Consider the following 23,283-nt stretch of genomic DNA (forward strand, 5'->3'; position numbering starts at 1 on the left):
CCTTTTAACATTTATTGAATTTCCAATGTGACTTTTTCATGATTATGATGTCCCACTGAATACAAGAGCATCCGAATTGCCTTCGCAACTCGCCCTTGCTTTCCAATGACTTTTCCAACATCCTCAGGATGTACAGTTAATCGATATTTTATCTCTCCGTTGCAAAGTTCCTGTGTAACCTTCACATCTTCAGGATGATCTACAAGAGGCTTGACGATCGTTTCGATTAACTCTTTCATAGCCATTGCCTCAATTACTTACCTTGTTTAGATAAGTGGAATTTCTCCATGATACCTTGGTTAGAGAACAGATTACGAACTGTATCAGATGGTTTTGCACCATTTCCTAACCATTTTAATGCTGCTTCTTCGTTGATTTTCACTTCCGCTGGTTGAGCAACCGGATTGTAAGTACCGATTTCCTCAATGAAACGTCCGTCACGAGGAGAACGAGAATCTGCAACAACTACACGATAGAAAGGAGTTTTTTTAGCTCCCATACGTTTTAAACGAATTTTAACTGCCATTTATAAAGCACCTCCGAATTTATTTCACACAGATAATTATATTAGCAAAAAGACTATTGCTTTGTAAAGTATTTTTTCTTAACAGAGCTATCTTTTTTTCCTTACATGAATGGAAACTTCAATCCACCTAGTCCTTTTTTCTTACCTTTTTGCATGCCTGTCATCGTTTTCATCATTTTTTTCATATCATCAAACTGTTTAATTAAACGATTGATTTCTTGAACGGTTGTACCGCTACCTTTGGCAATGCGTTTTTTACGACTAGCATTGATTATTTCCGGTTGTTCTCGTTCTAATTTTGTCATAGAACGAATAATTGCCTCAATATGCCCAATTTGTTTTTCATCAACTTGTGCATTTTTCAGCCCTTTTATTTTATTCGCACCAGGAAGCATCCCTAGCAATTCATCAAGCGGTCCAAGTTGACGCACTTGTCCAAGTTGCTCTAGGAAATCATCGAGTGTAAACGAAAGCGTACGCATTTTCTGCTCAAGTTCTTTTGCTTTTTCTTCATCAACTGTAGCTTGCGCTTTTTCAATTAATGTTAGCACGTCACCCATACCTAAAATACGGGATGCCATGCGCTCAGGATGAAAGGCTTCGATTGCGTCTAATTTCTCACCCATACCAGCAAATTTAATCGGCGTATTTGTTACAGCTTTAATAGACAACGCCGCACCACCGCGCGTATCGCCATCTAATTTTGTTAACACAACACCTGTTAAACCGAGCTGATCATGGAAACTCTGTGCAACATTAACCGCATCTTGTCCTGTCATCGCATCGACAACTAGGAATATTTCATCTGGCTTAGCAACCTCTTTCACTTTCGCTAATTCATCCATCAGTTCTTCATCAATATGCAGACGACCTGCTGTATCAATTAAAACATAATCATGATGATCTTCTTTTGCTTTTGCAATCGCTTGTTTCGCAATTTCAACTGGACTTACTTGATCCCCTAATGAGAAAACAGGCATGTCCAATTGCTTCCCTAATGTTTCAAGCTGTTTAATGGCTGCAGGACGGTAAATGTCAGCTGCAACAAGCATCGGTTTACGATTATGCTTTTTACGAAGCAAATTCGCAAGCTTGCCTGTTGTTGTCGTTTTACCTGCTCCTTGCAAACCAACCATCATAATAACAGTTGGCGGCTTATTTGCGACAGCAATTTTACTTTGCTCCCCGCCCATAAGGTCTGTAAGTTCTTCCTGTACAACTTTAATTACCTGTTGTCCAGGTGTTAAACTCTTCATTACATCTTGTCCGACAGCACGCTCAGACACACGCTTCACAAAATCTTTTACTACTTTAAAGTTAACGTCTGCTTCTAAAAGTGCAAGACGAACTTCTCTCATCATTTCTTTTACGTCGGCTTCAGAAACTTTCCCTTTGCCACGGATTTTTTGCATCGTCTGTTGAAGTCGGTCGGCTAATCCTTCAAATGCCATATTGCCGCCCTCCTAATCTAATTTTTCGATAGCTTCAACAACTTGTTTCATCTCTTTATTCACATGCTCTTCTTCGCTGATTAGCTGTTTTAGCTTTGCAACAAGTCGCTGTCGCTCTTGAAACTTTTGAAGTAATACTAATTTCTCTTCATATTCTTCAAGCATCGCTTCAGTCCGTTTAATATTATCATACACGGCTTGGCGACTTACATCAAATTCTTCTGCAATTTCACCAAGAGATAAATCATCCAAATAATAAAGCGACATATAACTTCTTTGTTTTTGCGTTAACAACGATTGATAAAAATCAAATAAATAATTCATTCTCGTTGTTTTTTCGAGCATGTTGGATCATCCTTTGTTAAGTGATTTCCCTTTACATGAATTAGTTTACATGGAGTAGAAAAGAGTGTCAAGTTTTTTTCTTAACATGGCATATTTTTTACAAAAAAGAAGCGGTAATACCGCTCCTTTTACTTACACTTCTTCTTTTTCAACTAGATTTGCAAACAAACCATAAACATATTGTTCTGGATCAAATTGCTGTAAGTCATCCATTTGCTCTCCCAGCCCAACGAACTTCACTGGTACATCCATCTCATTACGAATCGCCAATACGATACCACCCTTAGCAGTACCGTCTAATTTTGTTAAAACAATACCTGTAACATTCGTTGCTTCACGGAATGTTTTAGCTTGACTTAAACCATTTTGTCCTGTCGTTGCATCAATGACAAGTAATACTTCATGTGGAGCCCCTGGAACTTCACGTTCAATGACACGTTTTACCTTCTCCAGCTCTTTCATTAAGTTTATTTTGTTCTGCAAACGACCTGCTGTATCACATAGCAAGACATCCACTTTACGCGCCTTTGCCGCTTGAACAGCATCGTACATAACAGCCGCCGGATCAGAACCAGAGCCTTGTTTAATAACTTCTACACCAACTCGATCTCCCCATACTTCTAGCTGTTCAATTGCACCTGCACGGAACGTATCGCCTGCTGCTAGTAAGACAGACTTTCCTTCTGATTTAAATTTATGTGCCATCTTACCAATTGTAGTTGTCTTTCCTACACCATTCACACCAACGAATAAAATAACAGTTAATTGATCCTGTTGCATATTAATTTCATTACTAAATTCTTGATCACCTTTGTATATCCCTACTAACTTTTCTGAGATAACAGCTTGTACTTCTTTCGGATTCTGAATATTACGACGCTGCACTTCTTCTTTCAGCTGATCAATAAGTTCCATCACTGTCGCAACCCCAACATCTGCCCCAATTAAAATTTCTTCTAATTCTTCAAAGAAATCCTCATCGACTTTACGATAGCGATACACTAGATCATTTACTTTATCCGCAAATGAATTTCTCGTTTTTTCTAACCCTTGCTTAAACTTTTCAGTTACCGTATCTGTCTGCTTTGAAATCTTTTCTTTTAATGTTTTAAAGAAACTCATTCTTCTCATCCTTCCTATTCACTTGTAACAAGTTCTTCTTCCTCGTCACCTAAACGAACGGAAACAAGTTTAGAGATACCCGATTCTTGCATTGTTACCCCATAAAGTACATCTGATTCTTCCATCGTACCTTTTCGGTGTGTGATAACAATAAACTGCGTTTCGTCACTAAATTTTTTCAAATACTGTGCAAACCGAGCTACATTTGCCTCATCAAGAGCAGCCTCTACCTCATCTAGTACACAAAACGGAACAGGTCTCACTTTCAAAATCCCAAACAGCAACGCTATCGCTGTTAGCGCACGCTCTCCGCCTGAAAGTAAACCTAAATTTTGCAGTTTCTTTCCTGGTGGCTGCGCTACAATATCAATACCCGTATTTAATAAATCTTGTGGATTTGTCATTACTAAATCCGCTCTACCGCCCCCGAACAGTTCACAGAAGACAGACTGGAATTCTTTACGAATCGCTTCGAATATAGTTGAAAAACGTTTTTTCATCTCTTCATCCATTTCCATAATAACTTGATGCAATGTCGACTTCGCTTCTTCTAAGTCATCCCTTTGCTCAAGTAAGAACGTATGTCGTTCCGCTACACGTTCATATTCATCAATCGCCCCTAAGTTTACTGTTCCGAGCTCCTCGATAGATAATTTAATTAATTTCACCTTTTTGCGCGCATCTTCTGCCGGCATTGTCATTGTATATTTCATTTTTGCTGCTTCAAATGAAATAGTATACGTTTCCCTCAAATGTTGCAATCTATTTTCTAACTCAACATCAAGACGATTAATTTTCACTTCTTGATCTTTTAAAACTTCAAGAATATATTTATATCGCCCTTTCGTCTCTTTTACTTCGCATTCTAACTGTTCTACCCTCTCCTGCAACGTAATACGTTGTTCACGACGAGAACGAATCAATTCTGATGTTTGATTACGATCATGCGCTTTCTTATCAATCATGTTTGTAATTTGCTCTTCACCACTTGAGTTCGATGTCATCTCTTGTTTTAAGAACGCTAAATCTTCTTTTGTTTTCACAAGTGTTTGCTTTGTTTCTTCTTGTTCTTTCGTTAAGCGATCCACTTTTTCTTTTTGGTTGGACAAACGTTGCTGCTTTTCTGCCGCTTTCACTTTCAGCTCCGTCATCTCCGTCTGAACCTTTTCTTTCGAAGAATGTTGCTCGCTTTTTTGTTTTGTTAAGGAGACAATTTTCCCATCTAACCCTGCAATCTCTGTTTGAAGATTTACTAATATTCCTTCTAATTCTTCTTTACGCCCTTGCATTTTTATTTGATCTTGTAAAAAACCTTCTATTTCTAAATCATAGATAGATAAACGATCATTAATACGATGTTCTTCTAACTCTAGTTGATTAATTTCTTCTTTTAACTTCTGCTCATCCACACGTTCTTCTTCTACACCATGACGTAATTCTTTTACTTTTAATTCTTTTTCTTGAATTTCTTGCTTCAATGCTTTAACCAAGTTTTCTAACTTAAACGTTTTTTCTTCCATTTCAACAAGCTTCTTACTCCACTCTTCTAGTTCACGCTGACGCCCTAATAAAGAAGATTTGGCTTGTTTTACAGCCCCACCAGTCATGGAACCACCCGGATTCACAACATCGCCCTCAACTGTTACAATACGGTAGCGATACTGTAATTGTTTAGCTAACTCATTGGCCCCTCTTAAATCCTTTGCAACAACAACTGTACCTAATAAATTCGAAACAATGTTTTCATATTTATTGTTGTAATGTACTAACTCTGCTGCTACACCAATAAACGACGGGTGTTGTTTTACAATGCGTAACTGGTCAAACGATAAAGATCTTCCTTTAATAACCGCCTGAGGTAAAAACGTTGCACGGCCATGCCTGTTTTGTTTTAAAAAGGCAATTGCAGCACGGGCATGCTCTTCTGTTTGTACAACAACGTGCTGCATCGCGGCACCAAGAGCAATCTCCATTGCAACCTCATATTCTTTCGGTACAGTAAGAAGCTCTGCCACCGCTCCTTCAACGCCCTGAATCTTATTTTCACGAGCTTTTAATACTTCGCGCACCCCTTGATAAAATCCAGAATAATCTTCTTGCATTTCTTCTAGCATTTCTTTCCGGGAACGAGCTTGCTGAACAAATTGATATGCCTGATATAACTTTGTTTCATTTTCACTATACTGCACCTTACATTTTGCAAGCGCCGCTTCTGTTTTTTGTATATTTGTAATAATATTTGTAACTTTTTCTTTTACTTGCTCATAACTATCCACAAGCTTTGTCTTTTTAGAAGTAATTTGCATACGCATTTGTACATATTTTTCATTTTCTTCATCAAGACGTTGATTTTTAGAACTTTGTTGTTTAAATTGTTCTTCAATCATTGATAGCTCATTACGATAGCTTGCTTGTTTATTTAAAAGTTCAATATAATCCCCTTTTAAATGCTCAATTTGCTCTTCCAAGTTTTCTGCATATGTAGAAAGGAGTTTCTCATTCTCGTGTAATTTTTGTTCTAACTCTTTTACTTGATTTGCAAATTCCATTAATTCTTCTGTACTTGTTTTAATTTCACCATCATATGTCTGCGCTTTTTCTGTCAACTCAACAATCAACTGCTCTAGCTGCGCGCAATGCGTCGTTGCATTTTGCTTTCGTTCTTTTAATAACTCCCGCTGTCCTTCTAGTTTTTCTAACTCTTTACTAGAAAGTAGGAGAACTTCCTGTAAGGAGTCTACAGATTCATCAATTGCTTGCAACTGCGCACGTAGTTCTTCAAGATTTATTTCACTTTTTTGTAGATACGTGGACATTTTCACTTCTTCATCTTTATTGTGCCCAAACTGTTTTCGAAGCGTCTCCCATTTTTCATGTAATTCTTCAATTTCATATACAATAAGAGCTGCCTCTACTTTTTCTAACTCTTCTTTTTTCTCAAGATAATCTTTCGCAATAGAAGCTTGTCTTTCAAGTGGCTCTACTTGACTGCTTAATTCATGAATGATATCTTGCACACGATTTAAATTTTCTTGTGTTTCTGCTAATTTTCCTTCAGCTTTCTTTTTACGAAGTTTATATTTTAATACACCTGCAGCTTCTTCAAATACACCACGACGCTCTTCAGATTTACTACTTAAAATTTCTTCTACTTTCCCTTGGCTAATGATTGAGAAAGCTTCTCGCCCCATACCAGAGTCCATGAACAAATCGACAATATCTTTTAATCTACAAGATTGTTTATTTATAAAAAAGTCACTATCTCCTGAGCGAGAAACACGACGCGTTACACTTACTTCGTTGTATTCGATCGGCAAACGTTGATCTTCATTGTTCAAAGTCAATGTTACCTCTGCAATATTAACTGCTTTTCGCGTATCACTCCCTGCAAAGATAATATCCTCCATCTTTGCACCACGTAATGATTTTGCTGATTGCTCACCAAGCACCCAGCGAATTGCATCAGTAATATTACTTTTTCCGCTTCCGTTCGGACCAACGACAGAGGTTACACCTGGAACAAAATCAACAGATACACGCTCCGCAAAGGATTTAAATCCTACTATTTCTAATCTCTTTAAAAACACGAAAGGCCTTCCCCCTATTCTCCGTTGTTATAGCTAATGTCGGTAAAAACAAACCAATGTACGGATTCATATTTATCTGTTATATCCAAATCAAAATAAAGTTTCATTCTATGCACAAGGAATCCCCCTCAGTTAAAGGGGGATTCCTTATGATTGTTCTTTTAACTTTTTCAGCGCTTCTGCGGCTGCTCGCTGTTCTGCCTCTTTTTTTGACTTACCATTTCCAAGTCCTAAAGCCACGCTATTTAAAGTAACACGTGACACAAACTCTCGATTATGAGCAGGTCCTTTTTCTTGCAGAATTTGATACTCAATATTCCCACTGCCATCACGCTGAATTAATTCTTGCAATTGACTCTTATAATCCATCACATGAGAAAAAGCACCTTCATTAATTTTTGGATATACAATTTCTTTTAAGAATTCCCAAACTGTATCCAATCCTTGATCAAGATACAGGGCACCAATAAACGCTTCAAAGACATCCGCTAATAAAGCTGGTCGCTCACGTCCACCTGTCATTTCTTCACCCTTACCTAATAAAACTAGGTTACCAAATGACAATTCATTCGCAAAACGAACTAGCGATGGCTCACACACAATAGCTGCACGTAGCTTTGTTAATTCTCCTTCGCTCATTGTCGGATATTTTTGAAACAGATACTGTGATACAGTCAGTTCTAATACAGCATCTCCAAGAAATTCAAGACGTTCATTATCTTCATGCGGCTTTTTCCGATGCTCATTCACATACGATGAATGCGTAAATGCTTGAATCAATAATTTTTCATCTGTAAACGTAATACCTATTTTTTGTTGAAACGTTTTGAAAACTTCACGATATTTTGTTTCATACTTTTTTTCTCTATGTTTTCGGTACGGCATAGGTCCCTCCAGATATAAGCCGAGAAAGCCCCGCTATAAAACGGGACTTCACTCAAACATTATAGATGACTCTCTATGTAAGTCACAGCATCGCCAACAGTAGCAATTTTTTCCGCTTCTTCATCAGAAATTTCCATTTCAAACTCATCTTCTAGTTGCATTACAAGTTCTACTACATCTAGGGAGTCTGCACCTAAGTCTTCTTTAAAGCTTGCAGCTGGTACTACTTCTGTTTCTTCTACTCCTAAACGATCTACGATAATTTTCGTTACACGCTCTAAAACATCTGCCATAATTCATTCACCTCCCCTCAAATTATTATATTAAATATTTCACAAAAAAACTAGGTGAAATCTTTTCTTTTATTACATTACCATACCGCCATCAACATTTAATGTTTGACCTGTAACATATTTACTGTGATCAGCCGCAAAAAATGTTACCGCGTTCGCGATATCTTGTGCTTCTCCAAACTTAGCAGCAGGAATTAATTTTAACATTTCTTCTTTTAAGTTTTCCGCTAATACTTCTGTCATATCGGTTGCAATAAAACCTGGTGCAATTGCATTTACCGTTATGTTTCGACTAGCTAGTTCTTTTGCGGATGTCTTCGTCAAACCAATTACCCCCGCTTTTGCAGCCACGTAATTCGCTTGACCAGGATTCCCTGTAATGCCGACAACTGAAGCTATATTAATAATCCGACCATGACGTTGGCGCATCATGTAGCGAGATACTGCTTTCGTACATAAGAAAACACCTTTTAAGTTTGTATTAATAACTGTATCCCATTCTTCCTCTTTCATACGCATTAATAAATTATCTCTCGTTACACCTGCGTTATTTACAAGGATATCAACTTGTCCAAATGTGTCTACAGTTTGTTTTACCATATTTATAACATCTTCACCGTTAGCAACGTCAGCTCTTACCGCAATTGCCTCTGAACCAAGTTTTTTTATTTCATCAACTACTTCATTTGCCTTTTGTTCATTACCCGCGTAGTTTACTACAACTGTTGCACCTTGTTTAGCTAAATCAATAGCAATTGCACGGCCAATTCCGCGTGATGCACCTGTTACCAATGCTACTTTTCCTTTTAACATCCGCTTTCTCCCTCCAAACTCGAAATGGTATCTTTCAATGTCTCCTCATCATATATTGCATAGACTTTTACAGATGAGTCGATTGATTTCATAAGACCAGCAAGCACTTTCCCAGGCCCAATTTCAATAAATGTATCTACCCCTTGTTCTATCATATGTTCGATAGATGGATACCATAAAACAGGCGAATAGAGTTGCTCAATTAGCTTTTCTTGAATTACCTCACTACGCGTAACACAATCTGCAGTGACGTTTGCAACAACTGGAATTTCAGCATCTCGAATGACAATTTCATTTAAGACACTTTGAAATTTCTCAGCTGCCGGCTTCATTAATGAAGAATGAAATGGACCACTCACCCGAAGTGGAATTGCTCGCTTTGCACCGTTTTCTTTCACTTTTTGAGAAGCAAGTTCTACTCCTTGTTTCGTCCCAGAGATGACAATTTGCTTTGCACTATTCATATTAGCAATTTGTACAGCATAGCCTTCACGCGTCACTTCTTCCGTAACCTGTTTCAACATAGCTGGATCTGCTCCTAAAATAGCTGCCATTGCACCTTCTCCATTCGGAACAGCTTCTTCCATATATTCACCGCGTTTTCTTACAGCATAAACAGCATCTTCAAATGTCAATGCTCCAGCCGCAACAAGTGCGCTATACTCCCCTAAACTATGTCCTGCCACATAATCAGGCGTAATATCATATTCTTTCAAAGCTGTTAAAATCGCAAAACTCGTCGTCAATAATGCAGGTTGCGCATTTGTTGTTAATGTCAGTTTTTCCTGAGGTCCTTCAAATATTACTTCCGAAATAGACTCCTGTAAAACTTCATCCGCTTTTTGAAATACTTTCGCAACCTCTTTATTATTCTCCGCTAACTGTCTACCCATTCCAACTGCCTGTGAACCTTGGCCCGGAAAAAGAAATGCTAGTTTTCCCATTTCAAATCCTCCTCTTATTGAAGCGGCTCTTTCTCCATTACACTTGAAATTGTAGGAATTACTTCTTTCGCTACCATTTCTCTCGTCTGACGAATCGCACTAAATATCGATTGGTCATTAGAAGAACCATGAGCCTTAATAACTGGCGCCTTCAATCCAAATAACGCCGCTCCACCATACTCTGAATAATCCATTTTATCTTTTAACACCATAAGTTTCGGTTTTAATACCGCTGCTGCTAATTTACTTGTAAACGAACTCATCAGCTGTTCTTTTAACATAGAGAATAACGCAAGCGCTGTTCCTTCTAATGATTTTAAAGCTACATTCCCAGTAAAACCATCACATACAACTACATCCGCCACACCTTGCAACAAGTCTCTTGACTCAACATTTCCAACAAAATTAATTGGTGCATCTTTTAACATAGCAAAGACTTGTTTTGAAAGTTCATTCCCTTTTCCATCTTCTGTTCCAACATTTAAAAGTCCAACGCGTGGATTTTTAATACCTCTTACCTTTTCAGCATACACAGCTCCCATGACCGCATATTGATATAAATGAATCGGTTTTGCATCAACATTTGCTCCAACATCGAGCATAACAAATCCTTCTCCATCAACTGTTGGCATTGTAGGTGATAAGGCAGGTCGTTCAATCCCTTCCATCCGACCTACAACAAACAGTCCAGCCGCCATTAATGCTCCTGTACTACCTGCTGATATACAAGCATCTGCCACACCATCTTTTACTTGTTTTGCTGCAAGTACCATTGAAGCTTGCTTTTTCCGACGTACCGCTCTTACCGGCTCGTCTGTTGCTTCAATCATTTCGTCTGTATGAAGCACAGTAATACGTTCTTCGTTCGTTAAATACTGACGAATCGCTTCTTCTTTTCCTACTAACGTAATATGTAAATCCGAATATTCTTTAATAGCTTTCATTGCCCCTAACACAACTGCCTTCGGAGCATGATCGCCGCCCATTGCATCTATTGCGATTTTCATAAATTGTTACCTTCCTCACTATAATTACTAGATCGATACATTTCAAAAGTGCCTGTAAGAACAAGTTCTTCTCCAACAAAACTTCGCACTTTGACAACCGTCCGACCTTTATCATTCTCCATATCTTCAACGCGAGCTTTCGCTACAACACGTTCCCCTAATTTCACAGGACGAATATATCGAATGGTAGACTTTGCAGTTAAAGCAAGTTCTTCATCAATAACCGCAACAGCTAGTGAGTTCGCTTGAGCAAACAAATGGTGCCCACGAGCAATTTGATTTCTTTTAAATACATGCTCCATCTTCAATTCAAAAATAGAAATTGCATGTCTATCTAATTCTATATCAATAATTTCTCCGACTACCTCTTCTAAGGGCAAAGACTTTACATCTTCTTCATGTTGCTTTGTGGCTACATTCTTAATTCGCTCTCTTAACTCCGGAATAGATAATTCCATACGATCAAGACGAACTGTTTGTATGCTCACCTGAAACTGCTCTGCTAAATCTTCATCCGTTATAAACGGGTTCATTTCTATTGTTTGTTGTAATAATGTTTGTCTTTCTTTTTTGCTTTTTCTTTTTTTCATACCGCACCATCCATTTTTATGACTAGGTACTAACAGTAGTATATAATCAATAAAGGTAGAATGCAACAAAAAAATTTGCATATTCCACTTTTAATCGAGCTTTTCTCCTTGGAACACACCTGTCCCTTCAAGATAAACGCGCAATGCAGTGTACTGTTCGTTATGCCAAAAAGCTTCGGACTCAACAAGTATAGCCGCATCTTGTCTCGCTGTTTCTAACGCTCGATAATCATGTACCATATCAGCTACCTTAAACTCTGGTAGACCACTTTGTTTACTTCCAAAGAAATCCCCAGGACCACGTAACTCTAAATCTTTTTCCGATAATACAAATCCATCATTTGTTTCCGTCATAATGCGCATGCGCTCTTTCCCAGTTTCCGATTTCGGATCTGCGATTAACAAGCAGTACGATTGCTCACTCCCACGTCCAACACGCCCCCGAAGCTGATGGAGCTGAGATAAACCAAATCGCTCCGCATCATAAATCACCATAACGGTTGCATTCGGTACGTTCACACCAACCTCAACTACTGTGGTTGAAACAAGAATTTGTACTTCATTTTCACTAAATTGCCCCATCACTGCTTCTTTTTCTTGAGAAGATAAACGTCCGTGCATTAATCCAACCTGGAACTTCCCTTGATAATGGTGCATCAGCATACTATGTAAATCTATCGCATTTTGCACATCAAGCTTCTCAGATTCTTCAATGAGCGGACATATGACGTAAGCTTGCCTTCCCTTTTTCACTTCTTTTTCAACGAAACCAAGAACACGATCTAACATATCGTGTTTAGCCCAATACGTTTCAATCACTTTACGACCAGCCGGCATTTCATCAATAATAGAAACATCCATTTCTCCAAAAGCAGTAATTGCCAATGTGCGGGGAATTGGCGTTGCTGTCATAAACAATACATCTGGACTTTCACCTTTTTCACGCAAAACACGACGCTGCGCTACTCCAAACCGATGCTGTTCGTCAGTAATAACAAGTCCAAGTCTATGGAAAATGACCTCATCTTGAATTAAAGCATGCGTCCCAACAAGAATATCTATCTCTCCCTGTTCAAGTCTTGCTAAAATTTCACGACGACGTACTCCTTTTACAGAACTCGTTAGCAATTCTACATTCATATCAAAATGAGTAAACGTCTCTGCTAGCGATTGATAATGTTGCTCTGCTAAAATTTCTGTAGGGACCATTAGTGCACCTTGATAATAGGCTAATTTAGCTGCATAAAGAGCAATTGCAGCTACAACTGTTTTTCCCGATCCAACATCTCCTTGCAATAACCGATTCATCCGATATGGAGACTCCATATCTTTCATAACTTCAGAAACCACGCGGCGCTGTGCACCAGTGAGGGGAAACGGAAGTGCATCAATGAACTCTTCTAATTTCTCCATTGAAATATCTTTTTTCGTCCCTTTTGAACTTTCTCTTTCCATTTTGCGAAGTGCTTGCATTTTGAGCTGAAATAAGAAAAATTCTTCATATACAAATCGGCGGCGCGCCTGCTTCAAATCCTCTTGCCCAACCGGGAAATGTAGCGTTCGAAGCGCTTCATAACGCGGTAATAATTTATAGCGTCCCAACAAACCATCCGGCAATACTTCCACTATAGAAGAACCATATTCTTTTAAAGCTTGCGCAATAAAACGCCGCATTTGTTTGACTGTTAATTTCCCTTTTACCGAATAGACAGGCTCCACTTCTTGCTGACGTACGACTGGTCCAAAGTGAATCTCAGAGACAGAAATCGTTTGACGATGTTGATCCCATTTCCCAGTAATCGTTACCGTCTCATCAAGCTTTAATTTTTGCTTATAATATGGCCTATTAAAACATACAGCTGTAATTAAATAACGACCAACAAGTACACGAACAGTTAGACGTGATTTCTTTTTTCCGTAATACTGCAATAAAGGGGCACTATGCACTTTTCCTTCCACTGTCACACGTTCTTCATGTTTCACTTCTGCTAAATCTTTCATCGCATAGTCTTCATAACGGTACGGAAAATGCTCTAATAGATGAGAAACTGTATAAATTCCCATCTCATGTAATAATTCAGATGACTCTTCCCCAATTCCCTTTACATCCGTAACAGGAACTTGCACAACTTCATTCAAGATTTTCACGCTCCGTCACATCATTTTCTTTTTCACTATCTTATTACTTTAAACTACATTCACATACGATTCCACAGCGATTACCTATTTACTATCCTTAATTTACAATCGCTCTCTTCCACCTTTTCTATTCTATCATAGGCACTATAAGGGAAACTACTCTTACCCCTCTCACTCTATTAGCCAGACAGTTCATTCATTTTCGATATACCAAATTATATACGAAAGAAAAGAGCCTCACTATAATAGCAAGGCTCTTTTCTTTCATTAATATGCTAGCCTTTTGAATAAGAACCAAGGCCAACCGAAATGTCATTCGCTCTTGCTCATTAGCAAGTAAAACAAATTATCTCTTAGCAAAAAAAGGAATTTCACCTTATTCTACAGAGAATATGAAAGAATATACAGGTTGATTTCCTTGATGAACTTCTACCTCTACATCTTCAAACTTCTCTTCTACAGATGCAACTAACTCCGCCACTTCTTCATCTGTTGCATCTTCACCTTGCAAGATCGTTACAATTTCAGAATCTTCATCAATCATGTTTTCTAACAATTGCTTCGCTGCACCTACTTTTTCTCCATTTGTAGATACAATCTTACCATCTGCAATACACATGAAATCATTCTTTTGAATTGCTACGCCGTCAATTTCCGTATCACGAACCGCATACGTAATCTGACCTGTTTTCACATGTGCTAGCGCTTCTTTCATGTTTTCTTCATTCTCTTCTAGCGTTCCAGCTGGGTTAAATGCTAGCATCGCAGCCATTCCTTGAGGAACAGTTTTCGAACGAACCACAACAACTTCTTGATCCACAACAGAAGCAGCTTGTTCTGCTGCCATCACAATATTCCCGTTATTCGGTAAAATGATGATTTTTTCAGCATTTGCTTCTTCGATCGCCTTAACGATATCCTCTGTACTTGGATTCATCGTTTGACCACCTTCAATTACTTGCGTCGCACCGATACTCTCGAATAAATTTTTAATACCCGATCCCATCGCTACAGTTACAATACCGTATGGTTTCTTTTCTTTCGGCTGATTCACTTCTTCGTGCATCGGCGCTGGTTCATCTAATAAAGCAGTATGCTGCTCACGCATATTTTCTACTTTAATTTTAATTAAGCTACCATAACGTTGACCATAGTTCATTGCATCTCCAGGGTGTTCTGCATGAATATGAACTTTTACAACTTCATCATCGGATACAACAAGTAATGAATCTCCATATACGCTAATATCTTCACGGAATTTTTGTTCAGAGAAATTATGTTCCTTCATTTTTTCAGAATCTAATTTCACCATGAATTCCGTACAATATCCGTATTTAATATCTTCTGTACTCAATTGGCTTTGTACACTACGGTGATGCTCTGCACGTACCATTTCATTCATAGATGCTTGTGCTGGTGCATCAGAAGAAATTGTTTCTCCCTTTAAATCAGCTAAAAAGCCTTCATATACAACAACAAGACCTTTACCACCGCTATCTACAACGCCAACTTGTTTTAATACAGGTAATAAATCTGGCGTACGATTTAACGATGCATTTGCTTCTTTCACAACATCTTCCATAAACAAAACAAAGTCGCGCTGTTTTTTCGCAACTGTGACTGCATGTTTGCCCGTTTCTCTTGCAACTGTTAAAATCGTTCCCTCAATTGGTTTCATAACCGCTTTATATGCCGTTTCTACACCAGCTTCTAACGCTGCTGCGAAATCAACTGTTGTTAACTCTTCCTTTTGTTCAATGGATTTAGAGAAACCACGGAATAACTGAGATAAAATAACACCTGAGTTACCACGAGCTCCCATTAATAATCCTTTTGCTAAACTTACGCCGACTTTACCAGCATGCTGTGAAGGGTTTGCTTTTACTTCACGCGCACCTGAAGTCATTGATAAATTCATATTTGTACCGGTATCGCCATCTGGAACTGGAAAAACGTTTAATGCATCAACAAGCTGAACATTATTTGTTAAATTATTCGCTCCTTGAATAATCATTTGTGATAAACGTTTCCCATCAATTTTTTGAATTGACACAGATTTTCCTCCTTAATGCACTTACAAGTTTATTACTTTAACTCCCTGTACGTAGATGTTTACAGAATCTACTGCTAGTCCTACCGTTTGATCTAGTGTATATTTCACTTTCGTCTGGACGTTATGTGCTACCTCTGAAATTTTTGTACCATAGCTCACAATAATATACATATCAATATGTACTTCATCTTCGTCTTTACGAACAATAACGCCTCTAGTGAAGTTTTCTTTTCGTAAAATTTCTGTTAATCCATCTTTTAACTGATTTTTTGAAGCCATACCAACGATACCGTAGCAATCTACCGCGGCACCTCCAGCAATCGTTGCAATTACATCTGTACTAATATCAATTTGACCGTACTTCGTTTTAATTTCAATTGACATCTCGTTTCCCCCTTCATAAATGGTGAAAGTGAGCTAGACTACTTTAATTACTATCATATAATCTTTTAAAAGAAAATTCCATCGTTCTTTCTTTTCGCTCTCACATTTTATACTTACAATTACATTTTTTCATGATGAGCAAAATAGTCCATTGTTATTATACAACATGTAGACCTATAATATGTCAAGTAATTTTTCTTGATTTCTCCTTTTCTTCCTTAAGATATAGTGTCAAGTAATTTTTCTTGATTTCTTTTTTCTACACTGTTGCATTCTCTTTTTACTTGTGTTAAATTATAGTAGTGTTTTTAGCATCGCATAAAAGACTAACATTGAAAAATTACGTATGTTAAGGTAGTTAAGGGAGGGAAATATAGATGGCTCGTGTTTGTGCTATAACTGGAAGAAAAGCTCGTTCTGGTAACTCTCGTTCTCACGCAATGAACGCTACAAAACGTAAATGGGGCGCTAACCTTCAAAAAGTTCGCGTACGCATCGACGGTAAAGTTCAACGTGTTTACGTTTCTGCTAGAGCATTAAAATCTGGCAAGATCGAACGTGTTTAATAATAAAAAAAAGAGCCGCTAGGCTCTTTTTTTATTATTCCCATGAAAAAAGCACCGGTAATAGGTGCTTTTTTTAGTCCTTTTTAAAGGTATTTAACACCGCGCGAACAATTCCACCAAGAAATTTAGGTAACTTTATTGTATAAAATCTCATGGTTTCCCTCCTAATCCCCATTACTCCACTTGTTTACTATATGACACAAAAAGCAAAAGTGTTTCTTCAATCAGTGCTTCTTATCACCATTAATATGCCGGAAGTAAATGAAAAAGTACCTTTTTCCATAATGAGTTCATTACTAATACAAAGTGTCGATCCCCATTCTATCGTTTTATTAGTAAGAGGATATTTAAACCCATAAAGCGTAATACCTGTTACAACTTCTGTCACAGGTACAAACGATACATATGGAAATTTTTTATTTTCTTCGATTATATATGTACCTACTTTTTTTACTGCTATCTCATTCTTATTATCAATAATATACATTTCCGCACGTTCCTCTAAACCTTTTAGAAGCATTTGTATATTTGCTAGACCATGATCAAGCCTTCCACCTGTAGCCCCAAAAATACGAATTATGTTTGGGTTTTGCTCTAATGCCCAATGAATTGCGATTTCTAAATCTGTTTGGTCTTTTTCCCTCGGAACAATATGTAACTCATTTGTTTGTTCTTGCATCCACGCTAACTCTTCAGCTGTAACTGAGTCGTAATCGCCAAATGCAACAGTTGGTACGATACCTCTTTGCAATAAACGATATACACCTCGATCAACCGCTACCCATATTACCTCTTCACTTTCATACCGAGAAAAATCAGCACAGTACTCTACAGGTCCTCCAGCTAAAATATGAATAATCATCTTTTCTTCCCCTTCTATAGAAAAAGGCAATCTGCCAGTCGGTAGATTGCCTCTTTTCACATTATCCCGTTCTAACAGGTCATGAAAACTCCCGCCCCTGATTACTAGTTGAACCAATCGGGATAAAAGTTTTCTTACATATGTTCCTTATCCACGAATAACTCGAATTGCTTCACCGCGGTCTTTTTGATTGTATACTGCTGATCCTGCCACAAGAACATTCGCTCCAGCTTCCACACAAAGTCTTGCTGTCTCAGCATTTACACCACCATCAACTTCAATTTCTACTTGTAAATTACGCTCCTGAACCATTTCCGCAACTTGTTTAATTTTTGGTAATACAGAATGAATAAATTTCTGCCCACCAAATCCTGGATTTACTGTCATAAGTAATACCATATCAATATCTTCTAATACATGCTCAATTATCGAAACTGGCGTATGTGGGTTTAATACAACTCCAGCTTTAATACCATGAGACTTGATTAATTGAATCGTACGATGTAAATGCGGACACGCCTCTACATGAACAGTAATAATATCCGCTCCAGCTTTTGCAAAAGTAGGAATATAATTATCAGGATTTTCAATCATTAAATGTACATCTAATGGTAAAGATGTAATTGGACGAATTGCCTCTACAATTAAAGGGCCAATTGTAATGTTCGGAACAAAGTGTCCATCCATTACATCAACATGGATATAATCCGCTCCGCCTTTTTCTACATCTTTAATTTCTTCCCCTAATTTTGAAAAATCTGCTGATAAAATCGATGGTGCAATTTTAATCATGACTAATACCTCGGCTTTCTCTCTCTAATTTCTTCTACAAATTGTTTGTAATGTTCATAGCGATACTGCGTAATCTTCCCTTCTTCAACTGCAACTTTCACTGCGCATTTCGGTTCCGAAAGATGTGTACACCCTCTAAATTTACAGTATTGACTCTCTTCTTTCAACTCTGGAAAACAATGTGTAAGATCTTCGACTTCTATATCAATGAAATCAAGCGAACTAAAACCAGGTGTATCTGCGACTAATCCGCTGCCCACTGCAATTAATTCCACATGTCTTGTCGTATGTTTCCCCCGACCCAAATGCGAGGAAATGTCATTTGTTTTCAGTTCCAAATCTGGACGTAGTACGTTTAACATTGACGATTTACCTACACCTGATTGTCCTGCAACAACAGAAACACAACCTTCTAGAAACGGTTTTAAAATATCAATACTTTCCGATGTATTTATAGAAGTAAATAATACATCATATCCCATTTCACGATAATCATTTGCATAAGACTCCACAGTTTCTCGCGTTTTTTCATCTACTAAATCCATTTTACTAATACAAATAACCGGCTTAATGTTATGATATTCAATCAATACTAAAAATCTATCTAGTAATCCTGGGTTGAAATTCGGTTCAACTGCCGAGAAAACAAGGATTGCTTGATCAACATTAGCAATTGGAGGTCTTACAAGTTCATTTTTTCGGTCAAAAACTTCTAAAACATAGCCTTCACTCGGATTATCAGCTTGAAAGACAACTTGGTCTCCTACAAGCGGTGTGATTTTATTTTTTCTGAATACACCACGACCACGGCATTGTGTAATGCCTCCTTCATGCTGCACATAATAAAAACCACTTAAAGCTTTTACAATTTTTCCTTCTGCCATATAATTCTCCTTTATTCTATATAAAGTGAAACGTTTATTACTCCTCACCATTCGGACTTTTATAGTCACGTTTTATGGCCATTGTTCTTTTCAAAGCATAAAACATTTCCCTATTACAACGTCGACTATATCAACAGCATAACAGGCACGAGCAACAAATACTACCTCCCATACAAAGAAGGTGGTATCCACAAAGTGGAGACTCACCTTTACCCAGCTGGATATGGGACTTCTTTATCAATGATTGTCTTTCCATCTCGAACAATCTTATAATGTCCTGTTGTTCCTTCTTGAATCACAAATTCTAAAGATATAGTAGCAGATTCTGTTATTGTTCGGGTTTCAATTGGTTTATCCATTTTTTGCTGCATATCTTCTTTATAAATTTCAATTGTTTGCGGCTTTTTCTCACCTGTTACAGGAGACTCATATGGAATCGGGATATTATCGACTTTTACTGTCTTCGTTACTTTCGGCTTCGGACCATTAGAGATAGTAATCGTTACTTTATCCCCTTCTTTTAGCGGTGTTCCTGGTTTTGGTGATTGTGAAATCACCAAACCTTTATCAACTGTATCTGAATACTCTCTTTGTATATTTGGGACAAGTTTATTTTCATTTAAGTAGCTATTCACGTAATTTTCAGTCCATCCTGAAAAATCGCTAGGTCTAATTTGATAAGGTCCTTTACTCACCCAAACCTTTACATCTTGCTCCGTTTCCACAACCATTTGATCTACTGTCGGAATTTGATCTACAATTTGACCTTTTGGTTTCTCACTTTCAATATAGTTTGGAACAACAATTTTGTATTTCTCTTCCAATTCGTTCTTCAAACTATCAAAATCTTTTCCGATTAGATTACTCATTTTGTTCTTCTTTTTCCCGCCGGATTGATAGATTGTAATTTTAGAGCTTTCCTTTACAACCCTTCCTGCAGCCGGACTTGTTTTAATTACTTTTCCCGCTTCAACGTCATCTGTATAAACAATGTTTGGTTCAGTAACTTCAAATCCCTTCTCAACAAGGGTATTAACCGCTGTTTCATACTTCATACCAGACACTTCAGGAATTTTGACATCTTTCGGGATAAAGAATCCAGGAATTACAGTAAGAGCTAGTGTTGTGCCGATCGCTAAAAGTAGAAATGTTGTAATCAAAACCTTCAGCCATTTACTACTTCGTCTTGTTTCCACACCTGGTTTCACTTGGTTATTTATCGGTTGTTCATCAGTTTTATTCCCTGTCAATATAATTGTTTCCTCGCTTACATTTCCAAGTAATTGTTCTTGCTGAATAATTGGAATTGCTTTTGTCGCTTCCATATCTTCTGGTATATAAAAAGGCTGTTCATTAATACGTTCTGGATATAACGCTGTTTCAACATCCCTCTTCATTGCATTAGCAGACTGATATCGATGGAATGGATCTTTTGCAGTTGCTTTTAAAATAATATTTTCTACACTTTGCGGAATATCTGGATTCCAACGCTTTGGAGATGGTGTTTCATTTTGTAAATGTTTTAAAGCAATCGCAACGGCAGACTCTCCTGAGAACGGTTGTCGTCCTGTTAACAATTCAAACATAACAATCCCAAGTGAATAAATATCCGATTGTTTGTTCGCTATCCCTCCGCGCGCCTGTTCTGGTGACAAATAGTGCACAGAACCAAGCACTGAGTTCGTATGTGTTATCGTTGTGGCACTTGTTGCTGTCGCAATCCCAAAATCTGTTACCTTCACAACTCCATCATTCCGAATTAAAATATTATGTGGTTTAATATCACGGTGTACAATTTCAAAATGATGGGCATGCGCCATCGCAGATGCTAGCTGGTCCATAATATCAAGAGCTTCTCCTACAGGTAACATCCCGCGTTGAGTTATGTATTGCTTTAATGTTTGTCCAGGAACATATTCCATAACAAGATAATAAATTCCATCTTCTTCCCCAACATCATACATATTCACAATATTTGGATGCGACAACGTTGTAACAGATTGCGCTTCTCGATGGAAACGCTTAATAAACTCTTCATTATTTGCATAATCGAGTCTTAATATTTTCACCGCTACGTCCCGGCCTAATATATCATCGTGAGCTAAATATACATTAGCCATTCCTCCGCCACCGATCATTTTAAGCAGCTTATAACGGTCGTTTAGGCGTTTTCCAATCAGCACGTTGTAATTCACCTACTTTCATTTGCCGAATCCGCATAATCAACAATGACAAGAGTAATATTATCTTCTCCACCACGATCATTCGCCAATTGAACAAGATGTTCTCCCTTTGTCTCAAGTTGTTCATCTAATTGCAAAATCTTTTGCATATCATCTATAGCAACTTTATTTGATAATCCATCAGAACAAAGAAGCAATTGATCATTCTCTTCTAATACTAATGTTTTCACATCTAATCCGACTTTTTCTTCTGTTCCAAGCGCACGTAAAAGTACATTCTTCTTCGGGTGATATTCCGCATCCTCTTTTGAAATTTCACCGTACCGAACAAGTTCGTTTACAAGTGAATGATCTTCAGTTACAAGAGATATATCCCCATCGGATACCATGTAACAACGGCTATCTCCTATATGTCCAATTGTTACAAAACCTGCTGTACAAATCGCGACAATAACTGTAGTTCCCATGCCACTACACTCTGGATATTTTTTAGAATATTCATATATACGCTCGTTAATCATTCCAACATTTGTATGTAACCAATCTTCTGCTTTTTTTGGTGTATCCATATTATAAGTTTGTTTCCAATAATCATGAAATAGTTGAATGGCCATCGAGCTAGCAACATCACCCGCTCGATGACCCCCCATTCCATCAGCTACTACAGCTAAAATCTCTCCATCTAAATTATGAAAAACTCCTGCACTATCTTCATTATGTTGACGAACTTTCCCTTTATCCGATAGAAACACGGCTTTCATTTTGTCACCTCGTCTCTTCTTTGCGCTCCTTTGCACGCAACTGACCGCAGGCAGCATCAATGTCATGACCTTGTTCACGACGAATCGTTACATTCACTCCACGCTCTTTTAGTACTTTTTCAAATAAGAAAATTTGTTCACGTGGTGTTCTTACGTAATCGCGTTCTGGTACGTAGTTTACCGGAATTAAGTTCACATGACATTTTACACCTTTTAAGAGCTGAGCCAATTCTTCAGCGTGCTCAACCTGGTCATTTTCTCCCCCAAATAAACCATATTCAAACGTAATACGACGCCCAGTTCTATTTACATAGTATTTAATAGCTTCCATTAAATCAGGTAGCTTATAAGCACGGTTAATCGGCATTAATTTTGAACGTAATTCTGTATTGGGAGCGTGCAATGAAATTGCAAAGTTAATTTGCATATCTTCTTCAGCAAACTTGTAAATTTTCGGGATGATCCCACTCGTTGAAACCGTCATATGACGTGCACCAATATGAATTCCTTTTTCATGATTTACAATGCGTAGGAATGCCATTAAATTATCGTAGTTATCAAACGGTTCTCCAATACCCATTACAACAAGAGAACTTACACGTTCTTCTGTTTCATCAAGCGCACGCTGCACCTCTACTACTTGCGCTACGATTTCTCCAGCCTCTAGGTTTCGCTTTAAGCCACCTAGTGTAGATGCACAAAACGTACAACCAATACGGCAACCAACCTGTGTTGTTACACAAATGGAATTTCCATATTCATGTCGCATTAATACCGTTTCAATAGAATACCCATCATATAATTGGAATAAAAATTTAATTGTTCCATCAGAAGATGTTTGTTTTACTAACGTATTTAAAGTAGTAATATCAAAGGAATTCGACAATTTATCACGCAATCCTTTAGAAAGGTTTGTCATATCCTCATAATTTTTCACACGTTTTTTATATAGCCAATCAAAAATTTGACCTGCACGGAATTTCGGTTCATTCTGTTCCTTTAACCAATCTTGCATTTCATGAAGTTGTAAAGAGTAAATCGATGGTTTTTTCGTTTCTAAATTTTTCTTTTGTTTTTTTACAGTCGTTTCCATGAT

General features: G+C 37.7%; 23 protein-coding genes. 1 reads left to right on the plus strand and 22 read right to left on the minus strand.

Annotated features, from left to right (window positions below; translation table 11 throughout):
- Positions 1-11 precede the first annotated feature (11 nt).
- The 15 genes from AZF08_RS00720 to AZF08_RS00790 all read right to left on the minus strand — a co-directional run bounded on the left by AZF08_RS00720 (position 12) and on the right by AZF08_RS00790 (position 16,139).
- Complete coding sequence (locus AZF08_RS00720; protein WP_033664774.1) at positions 12-239, minus strand: KH domain-containing protein; 228 nt, start codon at positions 237-239, stop codon at positions 12-14.
- Between the two features lie 14 nt (positions 240-253).
- On the minus strand, positions 254-526 hold the full coding sequence (gene rpsP / locus AZF08_RS00725) for a 30S ribosomal protein S16 (protein ID WP_000268750.1): 273 nt from the start codon (positions 524-526) through the stop codon (positions 254-256).
- Positions 527-627: 101 nt separating this feature from the next.
- Positions 628-1,977, minus strand: coding sequence for a signal recognition particle protein (gene ffh / locus AZF08_RS00730; protein WP_033672116.1), 1,350 nt, complete (start codon positions 1,975-1,977; stop codon positions 628-630).
- A 12-nt stretch (positions 1,978-1,989) separates the two neighbouring features.
- Positions 1,990-2,322: a putative DNA-binding protein gene (locus AZF08_RS00735; protein WP_000891064.1), complete on the minus strand. Its 333-nt coding sequence runs from the start codon at positions 2,320-2,322 to the stop codon at positions 1,990-1,992.
- A gap of 132 nt (positions 2,323-2,454) precedes the next feature.
- Positions 2,455-3,444: a signal recognition particle-docking protein FtsY gene (gene ftsY / locus AZF08_RS00740; RefSeq protein WP_033672117.1), complete on the minus strand. Its 990-nt coding sequence runs from the start codon at positions 3,442-3,444 to the stop codon at positions 2,455-2,457.
- 14 nt (positions 3,445-3,458) lie between these two features.
- Positions 3,459-7,031 carry a chromosome segregation protein SMC gene (smc, locus tag AZF08_RS00745; protein ID WP_033672118.1) on the minus strand — a complete coding sequence of 1,191 codons (3,573 nt, stop codon included), beginning with the start codon at positions 7,029-7,031 and terminating at the stop codon, positions 3,459-3,461.
- Between the two features lie 147 nt (positions 7,032-7,178).
- Complete coding sequence (gene rncS, locus AZF08_RS00750) at positions 7,179-7,916, minus strand: ribonuclease III (protein ID WP_033672119.1); 738 nt, start codon at positions 7,914-7,916, stop codon at positions 7,179-7,181.
- Between the two features lie 59 nt (positions 7,917-7,975).
- A complete protein-coding gene (acpP, locus tag AZF08_RS00755; RefSeq protein ID WP_000786063.1) occupies positions 7,976-8,209 on the minus strand; it encodes an acyl carrier protein in 234 nt (77 codons plus the stop codon).
- Positions 8,210-8,281: 72 nt separating this feature from the next.
- Positions 8,282-9,022 carry a 3-oxoacyl-[acyl-carrier-protein] reductase gene (fabG, locus tag AZF08_RS00760; RefSeq protein ID WP_033672120.1) on the minus strand — a complete coding sequence of 247 codons (741 nt, stop codon included), beginning with the start codon at positions 9,020-9,022 and terminating at the stop codon, positions 8,282-8,284.
- Positions 9,016-9,966, minus strand: a complete 951-nt coding sequence (gene fabD, locus AZF08_RS00765; RefSeq protein ID WP_033672121.1) for an ACP S-malonyltransferase — start codon at positions 9,964-9,966, stop codon at positions 9,016-9,018. The genes fabG and fabD overlap by 7 nt, the downstream gene beginning before the upstream one ends.
- Positions 9,967-9,980: 14 nt before the next feature.
- Positions 9,981-10,973 (minus strand): phosphate acyltransferase PlsX, encoded by a 993-nt coding sequence (plsX, locus tag AZF08_RS00770; protein WP_033672122.1) that lies wholly within the window; start codon positions 10,971-10,973, stop codon positions 9,981-9,983.
- A complete protein-coding gene (fapR, locus tag AZF08_RS00775) occupies positions 10,970-11,563 on the minus strand; it encodes a transcription factor FapR (RefSeq protein ID WP_033672123.1) in 594 nt (197 codons plus the stop codon). Before fapR ends, plsX begins: the two co-directional genes overlap by 4 nt.
- A gap of 90 nt (positions 11,564-11,653) precedes the next feature.
- A complete protein-coding gene (gene recG / locus AZF08_RS00780; RefSeq protein ID WP_033672124.1) occupies positions 11,654-13,702 on the minus strand; it encodes an ATP-dependent DNA helicase RecG in 2,049 nt (682 codons plus the stop codon).
- A 376-nt stretch (positions 13,703-14,078) separates the two neighbouring features.
- Positions 14,079-15,755: a DAK2 domain-containing protein gene (locus AZF08_RS00785; protein ID WP_033672125.1), complete on the minus strand. Its 1,677-nt coding sequence runs from the start codon at positions 15,753-15,755 to the stop codon at positions 14,079-14,081.
- 21 nt (positions 15,756-15,776) lie between these two features.
- Complete coding sequence (locus AZF08_RS00790; RefSeq protein ID WP_000021111.1) at positions 15,777-16,139, minus strand: Asp23/Gls24 family envelope stress response protein; 363 nt, start codon at positions 16,137-16,139, stop codon at positions 15,777-15,779.
- 377 nt (positions 16,140-16,516) lie between these two features.
- Between AZF08_RS00790 and rpmB the strand changes: the two genes are divergently transcribed.
- The gene (gene rpmB / locus AZF08_RS00795) at positions 16,517-16,705 is read left to right on the plus strand and encodes a 50S ribosomal protein L28 (RefSeq protein WP_000124776.1); all 189 of its coding nucleotides are present in this window, start codon (positions 16,517-16,519) and stop codon (positions 16,703-16,705) included.
- 73 nt (positions 16,706-16,778) lie between these two features.
- Here the strand turns inward: rpmB and spoVM are convergent, their stop codons facing one another.
- The 7 genes from spoVM to rlmN form a co-directional block, all read right to left on the minus strand.
- Positions 16,779-16,859, minus strand: coding sequence for a stage V sporulation protein SpoVM (spoVM, locus tag AZF08_RS00800; RefSeq protein ID WP_001213600.1), 81 nt, complete (start codon positions 16,857-16,859; stop codon positions 16,779-16,781).
- Between the two features lie 66 nt (positions 16,860-16,925).
- The gene (locus tag AZF08_RS00805; protein WP_033672126.1) at positions 16,926-17,567 is read right to left on the minus strand and encodes a thiamine diphosphokinase; all 642 of its coding nucleotides are present in this window, start codon (positions 17,565-17,567) and stop codon (positions 16,926-16,928) included.
- A 147-nt stretch (positions 17,568-17,714) separates the two neighbouring features.
- Positions 17,715-18,359 (minus strand): ribulose-phosphate 3-epimerase, encoded by a 645-nt coding sequence (gene rpe / locus AZF08_RS00810; RefSeq protein ID WP_033672127.1) that lies wholly within the window; start codon positions 18,357-18,359, stop codon positions 17,715-17,717.
- Positions 18,360-18,361: 2 nt separating this feature from the next.
- Complete coding sequence (gene rsgA, locus AZF08_RS00815) at positions 18,362-19,243, minus strand: ribosome small subunit-dependent GTPase A (protein WP_033672128.1); 882 nt, start codon at positions 19,241-19,243, stop codon at positions 18,362-18,364.
- Between the two features lie 209 nt (positions 19,244-19,452).
- A complete protein-coding gene (gene pknB / locus AZF08_RS00820; RefSeq protein WP_033672129.1) occupies positions 19,453-21,426 on the minus strand; it encodes a Stk1 family PASTA domain-containing Ser/Thr kinase in 1,974 nt (657 codons plus the stop codon).
- A gap of 8 nt (positions 21,427-21,434) precedes the next feature.
- Positions 21,435-22,187 (minus strand): Stp1/IreP family PP2C-type Ser/Thr phosphatase, encoded by a 753-nt coding sequence (locus AZF08_RS00825; RefSeq protein WP_033672130.1) that lies wholly within the window; start codon positions 22,185-22,187, stop codon positions 21,435-21,437.
- Positions 22,188-22,191: 4 nt separating this feature from the next.
- Entirely contained in the window at positions 22,192-23,280 is a 1,089-nt protein-coding gene (gene rlmN, locus AZF08_RS00830) for a 23S rRNA (adenine(2503)-C(2))-methyltransferase RlmN (RefSeq protein ID WP_033672131.1), read from the minus strand.
- Between the last annotated feature and the right edge of the window lie 3 nt (positions 23,281-23,283).

The organism is Bacillus gaemokensis (assembly GCF_001590835.1).
In the GTDB taxonomy this organism is placed as follows: Bacteria; Bacillota; Bacilli; order Bacillales; family Bacillaceae_G; genus Bacillus_A; species Bacillus_A gaemokensis.